General features: G+C 57.4%; 20 protein-coding genes. 15 read left to right on the forward strand and 5 right to left on the reverse strand.

All coding sequences use genetic code 11. The annotated features are described in order from the left end of the window. Nucleotides 1–4: 4 nt before the first annotated feature. On the forward strand, nt 5–985 hold the full coding sequence (locus tag WFN61_RS00875; RefSeq protein ID WP_144813957.1) for a LacI family DNA-binding transcriptional regulator: 981 nt from the start codon (nt 5–7) through the stop codon (nt 983–985). A 2-nt stretch (nt 986–987) separates the two neighbouring features. Here WFN61_RS00875 and WFN61_RS00880 read toward each other — a convergent pair whose 3' ends face one another. After that, complete coding sequence (locus WFN61_RS00880) at nt 988–2,415, reverse strand: MFS transporter (RefSeq protein ID WP_337037208.1); 1,428 nt, start codon at nt 2,413–2,415, stop codon at nt 988–990. Between the two features lie 148 nt (nt 2,416–2,563). Here WFN61_RS00880 and WFN61_RS00885 point away from each other — a divergent pair, with 148 nt between their 5' ends. From WFN61_RS00885 to WFN61_RS00895, 3 genes are all read left to right on the forward strand, one after another. Continuing rightward, complete coding sequence (locus WFN61_RS00885; protein ID WP_337038076.1) at nt 2,564–3,397, forward strand: helix-turn-helix transcriptional regulator; 834 nt, start codon at nt 2,564–2,566, stop codon at nt 3,395–3,397. 150 nt (nt 3,398–3,547) lie between these two features. Then, complete coding sequence (locus WFN61_RS00890) at nt 3,548–3,877, forward strand: type II toxin-antitoxin system RelE/ParE family toxin (RefSeq protein WP_312235075.1); 330 nt, start codon at nt 3,548–3,550, stop codon at nt 3,875–3,877. After that, entirely contained in the window at nt 3,858–4,145 is a 288-nt protein-coding gene (locus WFN61_RS00895; RefSeq protein WP_144813947.1) for a helix-turn-helix domain-containing protein, read from the forward strand. Before WFN61_RS00890 ends, WFN61_RS00895 begins: the two co-directional genes overlap by 20 nt. A gap of 47 nt (nt 4,146–4,192) precedes the next feature. Here the strand turns inward: WFN61_RS00895 and nfsB are convergent, their stop codons facing one another. Both nfsB and WFN61_RS00905 read right to left on the reverse strand, forming a co-directional pair. After that, complete coding sequence (gene nfsB / locus WFN61_RS00900; RefSeq protein ID WP_144813944.1) at nt 4,193–4,846, reverse strand: oxygen-insensitive NAD(P)H nitroreductase; 654 nt, start codon at nt 4,844–4,846, stop codon at nt 4,193–4,195. Nucleotides 4,847–4,934: 88 nt separating this feature from the next. Further along, entirely contained in the window at nt 4,935–5,522 is a 588-nt protein-coding gene (locus tag WFN61_RS00905; RefSeq protein WP_257756799.1) for a TetR/AcrR family transcriptional regulator, read from the reverse strand. Nucleotides 5,523–5,697: 175 nt separating this feature from the next. On the opposite strand from WFN61_RS00905, the gene WFN61_RS00910 reads away from it, so the two are divergent. Next, on the forward strand, nt 5,698–6,042 hold the full coding sequence (locus tag WFN61_RS00910) for a RamA family antibiotic efflux transcriptional regulator (RefSeq protein ID WP_144813938.1): 345 nt from the start codon (nt 5,698–5,700) through the stop codon (nt 6,040–6,042). 26 nt (nt 6,043–6,068) lie between these two features. On the opposite strand, the gene WFN61_RS00915 is transcribed toward WFN61_RS00910, so the two are convergent. Both WFN61_RS00915 and WFN61_RS00920 read right to left on the reverse strand, forming a co-directional pair. Then, entirely contained in the window at nt 6,069–6,326 is a 258-nt protein-coding gene (locus WFN61_RS00915) for a DUF1158 domain-containing protein (protein WP_144813936.1), read from the reverse strand. A gap of 68 nt (nt 6,327–6,394) precedes the next feature. Continuing rightward, nucleotides 6,395–7,513: a YbdK family carboxylate-amine ligase gene (locus tag WFN61_RS00920; RefSeq protein WP_312273032.1), complete on the reverse strand. Its 1,119-nt coding sequence runs from the start codon at nt 7,511–7,513 to the stop codon at nt 6,395–6,397. 193 nt (nt 7,514–7,706) lie between these two features. On the opposite strand from WFN61_RS00920, the gene WFN61_RS00925 reads away from it, so the two are divergent. From WFN61_RS00925 to WFN61_RS00970, 10 genes are all read left to right on the forward strand, one after another. After that, nucleotides 7,707–8,609 (forward strand): flagellin N-terminal helical domain-containing protein, encoded by a 903-nt coding sequence (locus WFN61_RS00925; protein ID WP_144813930.1) that lies wholly within the window; start codon nt 7,707–7,709, stop codon nt 8,607–8,609. A 191-nt stretch (nt 8,610–8,800) separates the two neighbouring features. After that, nucleotides 8,801–10,117, forward strand: a complete 1,317-nt coding sequence (fliD, locus tag WFN61_RS00930; protein WP_144813928.1) for a flagellar filament capping protein FliD — start codon at nt 8,801–8,803, stop codon at nt 10,115–10,117. A 29-nt stretch (nt 10,118–10,146) separates the two neighbouring features. Further along, entirely contained in the window at nt 10,147–10,539 is a 393-nt protein-coding gene (fliS, locus tag WFN61_RS00935) for a flagellar export chaperone FliS (RefSeq protein WP_257756801.1), read from the forward strand. Between the two features lie 18 nt (nt 10,540–10,557). Continuing rightward, nucleotides 10,558–10,860 (forward strand): flagellar protein FliT, encoded by a 303-nt coding sequence (locus WFN61_RS00940; RefSeq protein ID WP_312175716.1) that lies wholly within the window; start codon nt 10,558–10,560, stop codon nt 10,858–10,860. Next, nucleotides 10,857–11,882, forward strand: coding sequence for a flagellar hook-length control protein FliK (fliK, locus tag WFN61_RS00945; protein WP_313448191.1), 1,026 nt, complete (start codon nt 10,857–10,859; stop codon nt 11,880–11,882). The genes WFN61_RS00940 and fliK overlap by 4 nt, the downstream gene beginning before the upstream one ends. Nucleotides 11,883–11,889: 7 nt before the next feature. After that, a complete protein-coding gene (locus WFN61_RS00950) occupies nt 11,890–12,363 on the forward strand; it encodes a flagellar basal body-associated FliL family protein (protein WP_144813919.1) in 474 nt (157 codons plus the stop codon). After that, the gene (locus tag WFN61_RS00955; RefSeq protein WP_144813916.1) at nt 12,363–13,082 is read left to right on the forward strand and encodes a FliA/WhiG family RNA polymerase sigma factor; all 720 of its coding nucleotides are present in this window, start codon (nt 12,363–12,365) and stop codon (nt 13,080–13,082) included. The genes WFN61_RS00950 and WFN61_RS00955 overlap by 1 nt, the downstream gene beginning before the upstream one ends. Nucleotides 13,083–13,098: 16 nt before the next feature. Further along, nucleotides 13,099–13,965, forward strand: coding sequence for a flagellar motor stator protein MotA (gene motA, locus WFN61_RS00960; protein WP_144813913.1), 867 nt, complete (start codon nt 13,099–13,101; stop codon nt 13,963–13,965). Next, entirely contained in the window at nt 13,965–14,888 is a 924-nt protein-coding gene (gene lafU / locus WFN61_RS00965; RefSeq protein ID WP_337037217.1) for a putative lateral flagellar export/assembly protein LafU, read from the forward strand. Before motA ends, lafU begins: the two co-directional genes overlap by 1 nt. Next, entirely contained in the window at nt 14,875–15,588 is a 714-nt protein-coding gene (locus tag WFN61_RS00970) for a C40 family peptidase (protein ID WP_186370512.1), read from the forward strand. The genes lafU and WFN61_RS00970 overlap by 14 nt, the downstream gene beginning before the upstream one ends. Nucleotides 15,589–15,591: the final 3 nt, after the last annotated feature.

Below are 15,591 nucleotides of genomic sequence, written 5' to 3' on the forward strand. Positions count from 1 at the left end.
CGTTATGTCAATTCAAAAAATCGCTCGCCTGGCAGGAGTGTCGGTAGCGACGGTCTCCCGGGTCATTAACCATAGCGGCTCCGTGAAACCGCAAAACCGCGAGCGCGTGCTGGCGGCGATTGAAGAGAGCAACTACCAGCCTAACCTGCTGGCCCGCCAGCTCCGCACTGCCCGGAGCTATATGATCCTTGTGCTGGTGTCGAATATTGCCAACCCGTTCTGCGCCGAGGTGGTCAAGGGCATTGAAGAGGAGGCGGAGAAGAACGGCTACCGCATTCTGCTGTGCAATACCGGCTCTGACATGGCGCGCTCCCGCTCGGCGCTGACCCTGCTGTCAGGAAAAATCGTCGATGGGATCATTACTATGGATGCCTTCTCTAAGCTGCCGGAGCTGACGACCATGATTGGCCAGGCACCCTGGGTGCAGTGCGCCGAGTATGCCGATGAGGGAAGCGTCTCCTGCGTCGGGATTAACGATATTGACGCCGCCCGGTACGTGATCCAGCACCTGATTAACCGTGGCTGCCAGCGTATTGCCCTGATCAACCACGATCTCAGCTATAAATATGCCCGCCTGCGCGAGCAGGGCTATAACAGCGTGCTGGAGCAAAACGGCCATGGCTGGAGGGCGGTGGAGTACGCCAGCGAGCTGAGCTTTGATGCCGGTAGAGTGGCGATGGAGACGCTGCTGCGTGCCGATGAGCGCCCGGATGCGGTGTTTGCCGTCTCGGATACCCTGGCGGCTGGCGCGCTGCTGGCGATAGCCCAGGCAGGGCTGACTATGCCAGACGACATCGCCGTGGTGGGCTTTGACGGCACGCCGCTGGCCGAGATGGTCTCACCCCAGCTCAGCACCGTGGCGCAACCCTCCCTGCAGATTGGCCGTAAGGCCGTGGCGCTGCTGCTCAACAAAATCGACAACCCCGATACCCCGGCGGAAAGAGTGATGATGGACTGGCGCTTTATCGAACGCGCCAGTGCCTAAGGTTATGACGTGGCGATGGCCGGACTACGGTTCAGATGGTGGCGCAGGCCAACGGCAATCGCCGCCAGCAGCAGCATCATCATCGCCTCAACGCCGAGAAAACCCATAATGGCCTCGGGATAGCTGCCGTGATGGTGACGCACCAGCACTAACAGCAGCGAGCCAAATACCGCCGGGCCAAGGCCCAGCGTCGCCTGCTGCAGGGTGCTGAGCAGGGCGCTGCCCGCCCCGGCATCGTTAGCGGTGATATCACGCATTCCCACCCGGTAGAAGCAGTTGACGATCAGTGCCTGGCCGTAGCCAATCAGCGCGGTGGACGGCACCAGCGTCAGGGCGGTGGTTGCCTGTCCGTAGTAGTGGAAGGTTTCCATCAGCAGCAGCAGGCCGCCGATCTGTACCGCCAGGCCAGAGAGCAGGATCCGTCCCATGCTGTGGCGCGCAATCAGCTTCGGGGCGTACATCGCCGAGAGGAAGTAGGCCACCCCGAGAGCAATAAAGCTGTTCCCCGACTGCCAGGGGGCCATTCCCAGGCCAGACTGCATGGTCAGCGCCATGCAGAACATAAACCCGGACCATGCACTAAAGAACAGCAGGGCGATCACCATGCCAAAGCGAATGCTGGCGAGCTGCAAGAGGCGCGGCGGCAGCAGCGGGTGTTCGCCACGTCGTTGCTTGCCCAGCGCGCTAGCCCGCATCCACACCAGCAGCGGCAGCGTAGCCAGCAGCATCAGCTGCATCGACCACGGCCAGTGCAGCTCTGGCCCCAGCGCCATGGGAAACAGCAGGCAGCAGAGGATCAGGGCGAGGATAAACGTGCCCTGCCAGTCGATGGACGAGTGTTCATCGCGACGGGTCTCGGGCACGTAGCGACGGCTCAACGCCAGCACCAGCAGGCCAATCGGCACGTTGATGAAAAAGGCGTTACGCCAGCCCAGTCCGGCGATATCTGCCGACACCAGCCAGCCGCCGCACATCTGCCCGACGATAAAAGCGATACCGCCGATCCCGCCGTAGAGGCTGATAGCCCGCGCGTGGGCGGTACCTTTCAGGGTAACGTGCAGGGTGGCGAGGATCTGTGGAACGATCAGTGCCGCTCCCGCACCCTGCAACGTGCGGGCCGCCAGCAGGGCAGTAATAGAGTTTGCCATGCCGCACAGCAGAGAGGCGAAGCTAAATACCGCCACGCCCCACATAAACAGACGGCGGCGACCGTAGTTATCGCCCAGCTTGCTGCCCATCGCCAGACAGACGGCAAAGGCCACGCCGTACAGGGCGACAATAAGCTCCAGCTGGGTGGCGCTGGCGTGCAGCGATGCGGTGATAGAGTCGAGAGCGACGTTGGTGATCGAGGTGTCGATCAGGGGCAGCATCTGGCCAGTTAGCAGCAGGACGAGTCCCGCGCGGCCGGGTGAAACAGTAGACGTTTTCATGGTAGCTCCATTGCGTCATTCAGCGAATGGCCGTAGCATCGCTGATTGAATAAACGGGTACCAGTTCCTGATTATACTGGTACTGGCACTACCATGCTGAAGAGAGGCAGGAGAGACGATGAGCCTGATAAGCCACAGCGAGCTGGACATGGCACAGACGCGCCAGGACGATCGCCGTAAACAGCTGGGCGCTTTTCTACGCGCGCGACGGGAGAGCTTAGATCCGCAGCGGCTGGGGCTCCCGCGCAGCGGACGGCGGCGCACGCCGGGCCTGCGTCGGGAGGAGGTAGCGATGCTGGCGGACGTTGGCGTGACCTGGTATACCTGGCTTGAGCAGGGCAGGGAGGTCAATCCGTCGGCTGTGGTCATGCAGGCAGTGGCCGATGCGCTGCAGTGCAGCCCGCTGGAGACGCGGCATATTTTCGTGCTGGCGGGCCTGCCGCCGGTGGAGTCGGCCAATCTGACGCCATGCGAAGGGATCAGCCCCGGCGCGCGACGAATGCTGGACAGCCTCCTGCCGCAGCCGGCCAGCATTCAGAAACCTAATTTCGATATCGTGGCGTGGAACGACGCCTTTTGTCGGCTAATGGGTGTCGATTTTGCGACGCTGCCGGAAGACGATCGCAACTGTATCTATCTCTATCTGACTCATCCGGGCTGGCGTAGCCGCCTGGCAAACCGGGACGTGCTGCCAACCTTTGTCTCCTATTTCCGCGCGGCGATGGCGGAGCATCGGGGGGAAGCGGCATGGGAGAACAAGCTGGCGCGCTTTTTTGCCGCCTCGGAGGAGTTTGAGGCGCTCTGGCATCAGCGCTATGAGGTGCGCGGCGTCGAAAACCAGATTAAAACCTTTCATCACCCTGATTTGGGCGAATTCCAGCTTCAGCAGATGTACTGGTACTCCGCACCGCGTAACGGTTCGCGGCTGCTGGTCTATCTACCGATCGATGAGGCAGGCGAGCAGGTGCTGGCAAGGCTGTAACCCAACCGGGAAGAATATTTTTCGAGCCTCTTTCCATGTTTAACGCGCCGATCTGAACGCTGTCACAAAAACGCATAAGGTAGTGCGTGAGTGGCAGGTTAGCCTTTAAGGCAATTTGCCTTATATGCTAATATTCAGGGACGAAAAATGGTGTTCAGAGTATGTGTCCATGCGGACGTCAGAGCTGAGCTACTGGCATTGCCTGCCTCAGTGCAGGCAAAAATGATCGGAAAAATAGAAAAGCTTCGGCATAACCCCACCGCTTTACGAGAGCCTGATAGTAAACCTCTCGCTCATGGTCTTTTTGAGATCCGCACGCTGGGGCCTGTTCATAGCCGAGGCATATATGTTTTCCAGCAGAAGCAGACAATTTTTTTGCTACGTGTTTTTATTAAGAAAACACAGAAGACGCCCCCGGCGGAGATACGCCTGGCGCTTAAGCGGCTACAGGAGATGCAGAATGAGCAAGAAGATTATTGACTGGGATGAGCTGAAAGCTGAAATGCTAGCTCAGCCTGACGTTCAGGCTGCGTTTGACGCTCAGGAGCGTAAAGAGCGTTTACGTACAATGCTGGCGCAATGGCGTCATCATGCTGGCCTTACCCGCGCGCAGGTTGCACAAAGAATGGGTGTGAGCGCCCCGACAGTATCCAGAATGGAGACCAATATTACACGGGCAAGTCTGGATACATTGACGCGTTATGCACTGGCCTGCGGGGTAAAACATCCGCAGATTTTGCTGTACTGAAACTCCCCGGTCTGATGAAAAAAGCCGGGGAGCGAGCCGGTATCGAATTAGATCTCAGTAACCACGGTCTCTTCTGGCAGGCGGGATTTCGGCAGCGCCTTGTTGAAGTCTTCCACGCTGTGGTGTCCTACCGGAACGACCACCAGGCTGGTGAAGCCTTTCTCTTTCAGGCCAAATTCGGCATCCAGCACGTCAGCGTCAAACCCTTCGATCGGCACCGCGTCGAGGCCCATAGCGCCAACGCCCAGCAGGAAGTTACCTACGTTGAGGTAGACCTGACGCGCCATCCACTCATGGTCATCCTGGCGATCTTTGCGGTGCAGGTCGGCGAAGAAGGTGCGGCCTTTATGGTTAGCGGCTTTTGCTTCCGGCGTGGCGAAGCGACCGTCGGCGTCTTCCTGATCCACAACCTTCTCCAGCCAGGCGTCGTCCATGGCGGTTTTTGCGCAGAACACCACAACGTGAGAGGCATCCAGCATTTTACGCTCGTTGAACACGTAGCCGCCCGCCGCGGATTTGGCTACCCGCGCTTTGCCCTCTTCGGTGCTGGCAACGATAAAGTGCCACGGCTGTGAGTTGGTGCTCGACGGGCTATAGCGCAGCAGCGATTTGATCTTCTCCGCCTCATCGGCGGTCAGTTTTTTGCTGGCGTCAAAAGCCTTGGTTGAGTAGCGCTGCAAGGCGATGGAAACGATATCCATAAATGCTCCTGATATTTTTTTGGGATAAGTTAGGCTGCGCTGTAGCGTACAGATTCAGCGAAGAAAAAATAAGTGAAAATCGTGCGCTTTAGCTGCTGCTACTGCTGTCCGCCAGGGCGCGCCACATCGCTTCGAAGCCGTGGGCTTTGAAGTCGTCCGCCTTCTCGGGCTCGCGGCTGGCGAACTCAATGGTGGTTTCGGCAAGAGAGAGGAACAGGGCATCGCCAAAGGCGTGGAAAGCCTCGGTAAGAAAAATGGGCAGCACAGAGCGACGGCAAAGCGTGTGAAGATCCGGGAAGAGCTCATCCACATTTTGCTGGGTGGCGCAGGTGATCTTGCCCGACACCGCCAGCTGACGGATCGCCCGATGGCCAACGGGATGCAGAATGCCCCAGTCGATATAGCTGTTCCAGATATAGCGGGTTAGCGCCTTGGCTTCGCTGAGAGAGCGATCGAGGCCGTCGAGCATGGCGTGGCAGAGGTCGGTTTTCAGCGCAAGATAAACCGCATTAAGCAGGTCATCTTTGGTGGCGAAGTAGCGAAACAGCGTGCCTTCTGCGACGCCCGCGTTCCGGGCTATCAGGGCAGTAGAGGCGGTGATCCCTGACTGGGCAAATGCCTCGGCTGCCGCTTCCAGTAACGCCTGTTTTTTATCTTCACTCTTCGGACGAGCCACTACACTTTACCTCACACACGGTTAAACCCTGATTGAAACATGAGATCTGCCGCTCCGCAACGGCCTGTGTCAAAGATCGAAAATCATCTTGACGACTTTCTCCCTCTTTCTATAATGAGTGCTTACTCACTCATAATCAAGCTTCAGCGCATTAAAGCGCAGAGAGGAGCCCGGTATGAACATTTCCGCTCAGGTTATCGATACGATTGTCGATTGGATCGACGACAATTTGCACCAGCCGCTGCGCATTGATGACATTGCGCGCCATGCGGGCTATTCAAAATGGCATCTGCAACGGCTGTTTATGCAATACAAAGGCGAGAGTCTGGGGCGCTATATCCGCGAGCGCAAGCTGCGGCTGGCGGCCCAGGAGCTGCGTGATACCGATCAGAAGGTGTTTGATATCTGCGTTAAGTATGGTTTTGATTCCCAGCAGACCTTCACGCGCATTTTTACCCGCACCTTTAACCAGCCGCCGGGAGCCTACCGCAAAGAGAATCACGGCCAGGCGCGGCATTAAGCCGCTGCTGACCCGGCCTGCGTAACTTAACGGGACGAGTGGTTCAGCGAGAACCAGCGCCGCCAGATAAAGCGCAGCACGTAGTACTCAATGGTTCCGAGCAGCAGAAACCAGGCGCAAAACAGCAGGGTATAGAGCTGGCCAGCATCCACCAGGTGGAAAGTCGCGATGAGCTGCTGCGTCAGGGCGCTACCCGGTGAAGGAACGGGCAGCAGCAGACAGGAGAGGAAGGCCAGCAGTAAAATACCGGCGGCCGTCATCAGGGATTCAAGCGGGTGCGTCATGGTGATGTTAATCGTCAGTTAAAACGATATTGTCAGCCATTTACTACCCTGGCGCAACCAGGCTGGCGCTATTGCGCCGCCCAGATCTCCGCATGCTTCTGCACCAACCCAATCAGCGAGCCGCCGTCGGCCACGAAATCACGCATCAGCTGGTCCTCGCTCTTGCCACGCCGCACAAACTGCGCCACTGCTTCCAGAGCGCTACTGCCGTTTAGCTTGTCGGCATAGGGGGCAATTTTGTCCAGCAGGCGCTGGATATCCTCACCGATGGTCACCTGCTCGCCGGTATGCACGTCGGTCAACACTCCGGCAAAGCCGTAGCGGCAGGCCTGGAAGCGGTTGAACCTGTAGAGCAGATAGTCGCGCTCCTGCATCTTGAACGGTCGCTCGGCCAGCAGCCAGTGGGAAATCGCCTGGATAAATCCGGCAATATTCACCGCGTGGCCAAGCGTCAGTGGGGTATCCATCACCCGTACCTCAACCGTGCCAAAGTGCGGACTGGGGCGAATATCCCAGTGCAGATCCTTAATGCTGTCGATCATGCTGGTATAGCTGAGGCGGCGGAACAGCCCCTCGAATTCCGACCAGTTGCTGACCCAGGGAGCGTGACCGTTATCCGGAAACGCGGAGAAGATGTTGAGCCGTGACGAGGCGAAGCGGGTGTCGGTGCCCTGAATGTAGGGCGAAGCCGCGCCGAGGGCGATAAAGTGAGGCACGAAGCGCGACAGGCCGTGCATGAGATAGATAGCATCGTCCCCGTTCGGGCAGCCCACGTGAACGTGCTGGCCGAATACCGTCGCCTGCTGCACCAGATAGCCAAACATCTCCAGCGTACGCGCGTAGCGTTCGTCATCGCATACTTCCTGACGCTGCCACGTCTGGAAGGGGTGCGTGCCGCCGCCGCATATTTGCAGATGGTGTTTGCTGGCGGCCCGCAGGATGATCTGCTGCATGGCGGAGAACTGCCCGGCGGCCTGGTGGATATCCCCGCAGACGCCGGTGGCGATCTCCAGCATGCTTTCGGTGATGTCGTGCTTCACCTCACCCCCTTTGACTTCGGCCTTAACGGCATCAATCAGCGTGGAGGAGTCCTGGCTAAGGTCGTATCCCGGCGGGTTAACCACCTGCAGCTCCAGCTCAATCCCCAGGGTAAAGGCGTCAGAACGATGAAAGTCGGGTAGAGGCATAGATAAACTCGCTGTTGTCTGTTTTTACTAAGTATAGAGCGAGTTTATGCTCAACCGAGCTGCAATAGCTCAACGGCGAAGAGGGCCTTTCCCACCGGCAAAAATAATTTTTACTTCACGTTTAATTTTTTAAGCCCAGCGCCGCTTTAGTTCTGTATCTCAGTTGAGACCCACTCACTTAAGGAGCAGAACGATGTTATCTATTAATACCAACGCCGCCTCTATGGCAGCAGTCAACGCCATCAACAAAAGCAACGCCTCATTGAGCAAATCAATGGAGCGTCTGGCCACCGGCGACCGCATCAACTCTTCGGCGGACGATGCCGCAGGAAAACAGATCGCCAACCGCATGCAAACCCAGGCCAGCGGCATGGCCATGGCCCAGCGTAATATTGCCGACGCCACCGCGATGCTGCAGACCGCGGACGGAATGTTTGACGAGATGAATAATATTCTGGGGCGCATGGATGAACTCGCTACCCAGGCAGCGAACGGAACGTACAGCGATGATGACCGTGCGGCAATGCAGTCGGAGTTCGACGAGCTGGGACAGGAGATGTCCGACATGCTGCAGAACACCACCAACGGCGGCACCAACCTGTTCAATCCGTCTGAAAGTGGTCAGTTCACCAATACCTCCGGTGTTACCTACCAGGTCGGCTCCCAGTCTACCGATAAAATCACCATCAATATCTCAACTCAACTCACCCAGCTGGCAACAGATCTGGGTACGCTGAGCGCGGCATTTAGCGGCGACTATGGTACCGATGGCGCAGGCGGTACCGCAGCCAGCGGCAGCGAGCTGTTGACGGCGGATACAGCAAATGCCGCCATTGATTCGATTCAGAGCGTGATGAAAGAGGTCGGTACCATTCAGTCCACCCTCGGTGCCACCATGAACCGCCTGAGCAGTACGGCAACCAACCTGCAAAGTATGCAGGACAACACCGAAGTGGCCATCGGCAACGTTATGGATACCGACTACGCCACGGAAGCCTCAAATATGTCGAAACAGCAGGTGCTAATGCAGACCGGCATCAGCATGCTCAAGCAGTCTAACAGCATGTCCGGCATGGTCTCTAGCCTGCTCCAGTAAGCCAGAGCCTCTTACTCAGCCACACCGCTTTCGAGCGGTGTGGCTGTTTTACCTGCATGGCCAGGCAGGGAACAGTTTTTTCCTCTCTACGGAAGCGATATTTCCTTTCATTACATTTAATCTTTTGAATTCAAACAAATAAAAGTTGGCATCATTATTGCTATGACTATGCGTAAATAAACGGAGCGACGATGATAAACCCGCAAGTAGTAGCTAAACAGTTTGCCCTGATAGATATCTCTACCCGGGCGAATCAGCTGGAGCGCCAGCAAACTGCCCTGGACACCAAAAGCGCTGCGCTCTCAACGCTGCAGAGCGCCCTGACCTCGTTTCAGTCGGCAGTAGACGCGCTGAACAGCACCACCAGCGGTCCGGTGGTCAATTCGGCCTCGGCCAGCAATGATTCCGCCACCATTACGGCGAACTCAATGGCGCAGGCAGGCACCTACACCTTTTATGTCCAGCAGCTCGCCACCGCCCAGCAGAGCACCTTTTCCATCGGCAGCGGCGATATCCCCAACAGCGGCACCTTTACGATTACAATGGGCACCAATGAGATGGATATCGATCTCGCCCAGGCGGACGGCAATGCCGACGGCAGCGTGTCGGTCAGCGAACTATGCAGTGCTATCAACCACTCGGAAGAGAATCCGGGCGTCACCGCCGCGCTGGTCAACACGGGTGATTCAACAACCTTGATGTTGACTGCCGATGCGACTGGCGCAGCGTCAGGTTTTACCGTCTCCACCAGCGGCATCGATCCCAGCTCGGCTTTTGCCGCCGATCTTAACGCCCAAAGAGATCTCTCTGCGGCGCAGGACGCCATTATCTATCTCGGCAGCTCAGCGGAAGAGGGCATCGAGATTACCAGCGGATCTAATACCTATACCGATCTCATTCCCGGCGTCTCCATTACCTTCACCGAAACGTCAGAGGAGGATGGCCCCCTCACCTTTACCGTGGCAAACGACGCCTCGGCATCAGAGGAGAAGGTGCAGACCTTTGTCGATGCCTGCAATACGCTGGTCGATACGCTTGATTCATTAACCTCTTTTGGCAGTAACGGCAAGGCGGCAGGCCCCTTTGCCGGCGATGCGGGCATCTCCTCCCTGGAGCGTCAGATCCAGAGGATTACCCACGCCAGCTATAACGGCGTCTCCATGCTCGACTACGGCATCGCCCTTGACGCAGAGGGGCATCTGCAGATCGACTCCCAGCAGTTTAGCGAGGCGATGGCCAAGAACCCGGAAGGGTTAACCTCGCTGTTCGTTGGCGACGACAGCATGACCGCTCAGCTCGACAGCATAATGGAGACCTGGCTTGATGATAACAGCGGCATCATTGTTCAGCGACAGAATGCCGTTGAAGAGGAGCAGGACAAGCTAGTCCGCAAGATTGACCAGCTTAAAGAGACCTATAACGCCTCCTACGATCGCTACCTTGAGGAGTACACCTCGACGATGGTAGCGATCAACTCGATGCAGGTCAGCATGGCGGCATTTATCTGAGCCAGCCGGAAAGAGAGAGGATTAACTGAATGTACGCTTCTGATAACGGCTACGACCAGTATAAAGAGATCGATCTGGCTTCCCGCACGGCCTCGGCTTCACCACTGGATCTTGTGCTGGTGCTCTACGCTGGCCTGCTTGAGGAGCTGGAGCGCGCCAAAAGCCATATCACCCACAGACGTTACGATCGCAAAGCAAAAAGCATTAACAAGTGCATCGACATTCTTAACGCTTTGACCAGCTCGCTGGAGTTTGAGCGCGGCGGCGAGCTGGTGCTCAACCTGGCGCGGCTCTATGACCACTGCGTCTACCGCCTGTATGAGGCCAGCAGCGAACTCAATACGCAAAAAATAGACGAAGTGGCGCTGATTTTGACCAATCTGCATGAGGGCTGGCAGGGGCTGGCAAAGAAGCTGAGTTAACAGAGGAAGACGCAAATCGTGAATAAGCAGATCGATGAACTGTTGAGCGCCATGGACGAGGCGCTGAATAAACAGCGCTGGCGCAGGATGCCTGCTCTCCATACTCGCCTGATGACGCTGTTCAATGCCTACTGTGAGAGCCAGCCCCCGCAGGATGAGCTGGAAGCGCTAAAGGCCCGGCTGCGTCAGGCCTACGGCGACATCATCGCCCGGCGAACCGAGCGGGCAGCGCTGCTGCAAACGCGGATGGAAAAACACCGCCAGCAGCGTGAAGGTGTGTTGGCCTACTCGCTGATGAATACCGTATCGGAGCAGCCATGAATATTCTGAGCTTAATCACCGGTGCGCGGGTCCAGCGTCTAGCGCCGGTCGCCGTTCAGCCACAGGCTGGAGACAGCCCGCAGGCGTCCCTCTTTACGCTGCCGGACGTGGTGCAGGGCGCGCTTCGGGAGCGCCTGCAAACGGTAGTCGATGGCGCAAAAGAGCCTGCAACTGCTGTAAAGCTAAAGCTGACGAAACCTGGTCAGCAGGATAAGGCGGTTCCTCAGGCACTGGAGGCGCTGATGGGCATGCTTTTAACGCCTGAACGCCCCATCGCGGCAGAGAAAATGGCGCTGGCGGCAGTGCCGGAGCAGGGCATACAGGCTGTGCTGCCAGCGCAGATAGCAACCACGACGCCGAAACAGCTGGCAAGCCAGATGCAGTTGGTCGCCGAAAAGCTACCGCCGGTCGCCTCGTTAAACGAGCAGAGAGAGGCTCCCCAGCTGCACCGGTCCGATGTGCTACGCCATAGGGTGAAGGAGAGGCTTGCCCAGCAGAGGCCGGAACCCGCTTCACCGGAGGTAAATCACCACCGTATCGCCGACGAGGCACGCATCTCGCCGATGAGAATGCAGCCGGAGCGGGTAATCAGCCTCGATACCCGCGCCGCCCAGTGGGGGGAAGCGCTCATCCACATGCTGAAAGAGAACATCCAGTTTCAGATTGGTCAGCAGCAGCAGATCTCAACCATTCGCCTCGATCCGCCGTCACTGGGCAAGCTGGAGATCGCCATTCATCTGGAGGCGGGCAGGTTGACCGTGCACATCGGCGCATCCCAGGCGGAGGTCTGCCGCACCCTGCAGCAGAGCAGTGAGGCGCTGCGGGTCCAGCTTAGCCAGCAGAACTTTGTGCAGGTAGAGGTTCAGGTCTCTCCTGACGGGCAGTCGCAGTCGCAGTCGCAGTCTCAGCGGCAGCGGCAGCAGGATAACCGGCAAACGCCTGCGCAGATCGTTTCTGCTATCGAACTCGAGGCCGATCGGAGCGGCCTGCAAAAAAGCGAAGATGTCCTAATTAAAGTGTGATAATCAAATGAAAAAAATAGTTTTCGCATGCCTCGGTGGCATTGCGCTTTTTATTGCTGTCGGCGGCGGTGCTGCATGGTTTATTTTTAATTATATGCAAACGCACGGCCCTGCCGTCGAAAACACCGCAGCAAAGAGCGAGGTACAGAGGAAAAAACAGCATAAAACCGAGCTTTTCGTCACCTTGAAGGAGTCGGTAATTACGCTCAGCGATGACGCAGGAGAGGATCGCTATATGCTGCTGGCGCTAACTCTGGTGGCGGAAAGCGAGGCAGCATCAAAAAAGATCCAAGCCGACGAGCCGCTTTATCAGAGCATTATTTTGGCAACGCTGGCGGATATGCAATATGAGCAACTACGTACGCTAAAAGTAAATGATATAAAACTATTGCTAAGCGCGGCGCTAGATCGCGAGTTAAAAAAAAGGGCCGTCCCGGAACCCTATAGCGATATTTTAATTAATAAACTGGTTTTCCAGTGATGCTGGAATCAGCCGCATGGGAGAGGCAAGCATTTCAGACCCTGCCTCCGTTGACGCCTGCCCAAGAGAGCCACTATCTGCAGGCTTATCTGCCGCTGGTACGCAAAGTCGTCAGGCAGCTCGCACCACAGTGCAGCTGCGTGATGGAGCGCGAGGATATGCAGCAGATTGCGCTGATCGGCCTGCTCGAGGCTCTGCGCCGCTACGGCAAACCCGACGACGGTTTTGGCGGCTACGCGGTGCAGCGCATTCGGGGAGCGGTACTGGACGCACTGAGAAGTCTTGACTGGCGTCCGCGCCCGCTCCGGCAGAAGTTTTACCGGATTAAGGATCTGATTCGGGAGCGGCGTAAAGCGCTGGGGCGTGAGCCGACGCCTGCCGAACTTGCAGCCGACGGCGTAAACGCCGATGAGTATCAGCACTATCTTGCGCTGGAGGGGGCCGACGCGCTCGAAAGCCTTGATGCGTTGCTCAGCGATCGCCACGGAGAGCTGCCGCTTCAGGGGCGTGGGCTGGAGGAGCAGGTTGTTAACCAGCATATGCTGAGCAGGGCGCTTAAGACGCTGTCGGCAAAAGAGCAGCAGATCCTCTACCTCTATTATCAGCAGGATATGAATTTAAAAGAGATTGCCCTGGTGCTGGGGTTAACCGAAGCCAGAATTTGCCAGCTAAATAAAAAGATAGCGGAAAAGCTACGCACCTATTTTTCCGGTCACTAACCGCTTCAGGATATTCATGCAAAAGATATTAGGATTGTTAATTATATTAGGCTGCGTTTTTGGCGGCTATTTTATCGAGGGCGGTCAGCTGGTGGCTATCTGGCAGCCAGCAGAGATTATGATCATTATCGGCGCTGGCATTGGGTCAATGGTAATCGCGAATCCACTGCACGTGTTGCGTGAAATTGCTCACCAACTTAGGGGCGTGATCGGCAAGAAAAACCTCGGTGCTGAATTCCAGCGTCAGCTTTTAATGTGCCTGTATGAGCTGCTTGAAATGGTCCAAACCGGCGGGTTACGTATGCTTGACCAGCATATTGATCAGCCGGAGGAGAGCACGCTATTCCAGAAATTCCCGCTGATATTAAAACAGAAGCGGCTGGTCATGTTTATCGCCGATAACTTTCGCCTGATGGCGATGGGAAAAATAGACGCGCACGAGCTGGAGGGGATCCTCGATCAGGAGCTGGACACTATTGAGGAGGAGCTGCTCACCCCGTCACGCTCGCTGCAGCGTACGGCAGAAGCGATGCCAGGGTTTGGTATCTGTGCGGCGGTGCTGGGTATCATTATTACCATGCAGTCTATTGACGGTTCGATTGCGCTGATCGGCCTGAAGGTGGCGGCGGCGCTGGTGGGCACCTTCCTGGGCGTTTTCTTTTGTTACTGCTTTATGGATCCGCTGGCGAATGCAATGGAGCAGCAGGCGCGGGCTGAGCACTCGCTGCTGGAGTGCGTACGCACCGTGCTGGTGGCTCAGGCGGGGGGCAAGCCGACACTGCTGGCGGTAGATGCGGGACGCAAGCTGCTACATCTGGCGTCAAAGCCAACCTTTGCCAACCTTGATGCCTGGGTGAACGCCATGCTGGAGGAGGAGGAGTAATGGCGATGCCTAACCGGCGCGATCGGGGTAAAAAGACCACCATTATCCGTCGGCAGATCAAAAAGCGCCACGCCGGGCATCACGGCGGAGCCTGGAAGGTAGCCTTCGCTGACTTTACCCTCGCTATGATGGCGCTGTTTATGACCCTGTGGATCGTCAACAGCGTCAGCCAGTCTGAACGTAAGGAGATCGTTGCCGCGCTGCATGGGCAGTCTATCTTCTTCGGCGGTGGGATGGTGGCTCCTCTGAGCCACCTTCCTCGTAAGCTGGCCGCCCCAGCCGAGAGCCACCCGCAGGCGGAGCTAAAAAAGACGCATGAAGCCAGCAGCGCGGCAGTGCGCATGAGACAAAAATCGGCGCGGGAGCTGGGCGAGCTTGCTAAAAGCATCAATGAGATTGCCCTGAAGGCCCATATGGAGAGTAATCTTGAGATGGAGATTGTTCCCCAGGGGCTGCGTATTTTAATCAAGGATAACCAGAAGCGCAGCATGTTTGAGCGCGGCAGCGCCACCATTACGCCATTCTTCCGGGCGCTGCTGACCGAGCTAACGCCGGTTTTCAATTCGCTGGATAACAAGCTGATTATTACGGGCCATACCGACGCCATGCGCTACAAGGGGGCGGGCTATAACAACTGGAACCTCTCTGGCGATCGCGCGCTCTCTGCCCGACGGGTGATGGAGCAGGCGGGAATGCCGGGTGATAAGGTGATGCAGGTCAGCGCGATGGCCGATCGGATGCTGCTTGATGCCCACAATCCTGACGGGGCAGGCAACCGGCGTATTGAGATCATGATCTTGACCCGCTCGGCTTCCGACACGCTCTACCAGTTCTTTGGCGCGCAGGGAGAGAAGGTCGTTAAGCCGCTGGCCAGCAGGCTGGAGCAGAACCCTGTTCAGCAGGCTACGCATGGTCCGGATTAAGCATCTGCTTACAAAGCTGCTTATTGCTACCGCCTTCGCCGCGGCGTTTCCCCTGGATGCCGCGGCTAAAACCACCCCCCAGCAGCGGATGCAGAACCGGCTCCTGCTGGCGAAGGCGAGGGCGAAACAGCCTGCCTCACCCCCCGTGATCCGCGGTAGCCATGCGGCGAAAGCCGCGCTGCGGGCGCAGAACCGCGCCGCTCTGAAGCGCCATCCCGAGTGGTTTACGTTCCCCAGGCGGGGAGATACACCGCACCTTCGTGATGGAACAGGCAGGTTAGCTAATGACTGGCTGCACACCGTTACCGAGAGGGTAATAGAGCGCCTGCAGGCACAGCTTGGCAAGCCCTATGTCTGGGGAGGAGAAACGCCGGAAGAGGGGTTTGACTGCAGCGGGCTGGTCTATTATGCCTTTAACCCGCTGCTGGCGGCAAAGCTGCCGCGAACCGCCAACGAGATGTACCACTATCCCCAGGCGCGAAGGGTAGCGGATGGCAGCCTCCGGCGTGGCGATCTGCTCTTTTTTGCTGTTCATACCCGAGATAAGGCCGATCATATGGGCGTCTACCTCGGTGATGGCCGCTTTATCGAATCGCCGCGTACCGGCAAACACATTCGCATCAGTAGCCTGACGGATGCGTTCTGGCAGGCGCACTACATGGGCGGCAGGCGCATCCTGCTGAACGGCACCGTGCGTTAGCTT

It is taken from the genome of Pseudescherichia sp. AS216, from assembly GCF_037152055.1.
Lineage (GTDB): Bacteria > Pseudomonadota > Gammaproteobacteria > Enterobacterales > Enterobacteriaceae > Pseudescherichia.

Bases quoted from the DNA above. Each gene is read 5' to 3' on its own strand.
- WFN61_RS00875 (WP_144813957.1), top strand. From the start codon at position 5: ATGTCAATTCAAAAAATCGCTCGCCTGGCAGGAGTGTCGGTAGCGACG.
- lafU (WP_337037217.1), top strand. From the start codon at position 13,965: ATGGCGATGCCTAACCGGCGCGATCGGGGTAAAAAGACCACCATTATC.
- WFN61_RS00970 (WP_186370512.1), top strand. From the start codon at position 14,875: ATGGTCCGGATTAAGCATCTGCTTACAAAGCTGCTTATTGCTACCGCC.
- fliD (WP_144813928.1), top strand. From the start codon at position 8,801: ATGATAAACCCGCAAGTAGTAGCTAAACAGTTTGCCCTGATAGATATC.
- motA (WP_144813913.1), top strand. From the start codon at position 13,099: ATGCAAAAGATATTAGGATTGTTAATTATATTAGGCTGCGTTTTTGGC.
- WFN61_RS00880 (WP_337037208.1), bottom strand. From the start codon at position 2,415: ATGAAAACGTCTACTGTTTCACCCGGCCGCGCGGGACTCGTCCTGCTG.
- fliK (WP_313448191.1), top strand. From the start codon at position 10,857: ATGAATATTCTGAGCTTAATCACCGGTGCGCGGGTCCAGCGTCTAGCG.
- WFN61_RS00920 (WP_312273032.1), bottom strand. From the start codon at position 7,513: ATGCCTCTACCCGACTTTCATCGTTCTGACGCCTTTACCCTGGGGATT.
- WFN61_RS00925 (WP_144813930.1), top strand. From the start codon at position 7,707: ATGTTATCTATTAATACCAACGCCGCCTCTATGGCAGCAGTCAACGCC.
- nfsB (WP_144813944.1), bottom strand. From the start codon at position 4,846: ATGGATATCGTTTCCATCGCCTTGCAGCGCTACTCAACCAAGGCTTTT.
- WFN61_RS00915 (WP_144813936.1), bottom strand. From the start codon at position 6,326: ATGACGCACCCGCTTGAATCCCTGATGACGGCCGCCGGTATTTTACTG.
- WFN61_RS00955 (WP_144813916.1), top strand. From the start codon at position 12,363: ATGCTGGAATCAGCCGCATGGGAGAGGCAAGCATTTCAGACCCTGCCT.
- WFN61_RS00910 (WP_144813938.1), top strand. From the start codon at position 5,698: ATGAACATTTCCGCTCAGGTTATCGATACGATTGTCGATTGGATCGAC.
- WFN61_RS00950 (WP_144813919.1), top strand. From the start codon at position 11,890: ATGAAAAAAATAGTTTTCGCATGCCTCGGTGGCATTGCGCTTTTTATT.
- WFN61_RS00885 (WP_337038076.1), top strand. From the start codon at position 2,564: ATGGCACAGACGCGCCAGGACGATCGCCGTAAACAGCTGGGCGCTTTT.
- WFN61_RS00895 (WP_144813947.1), top strand. From the start codon at position 3,858: ATGAGCAAGAAGATTATTGACTGGGATGAGCTGAAAGCTGAAATGCTA.
- fliS (WP_257756801.1), top strand. From the start codon at position 10,147: ATGTACGCTTCTGATAACGGCTACGACCAGTATAAAGAGATCGATCTG.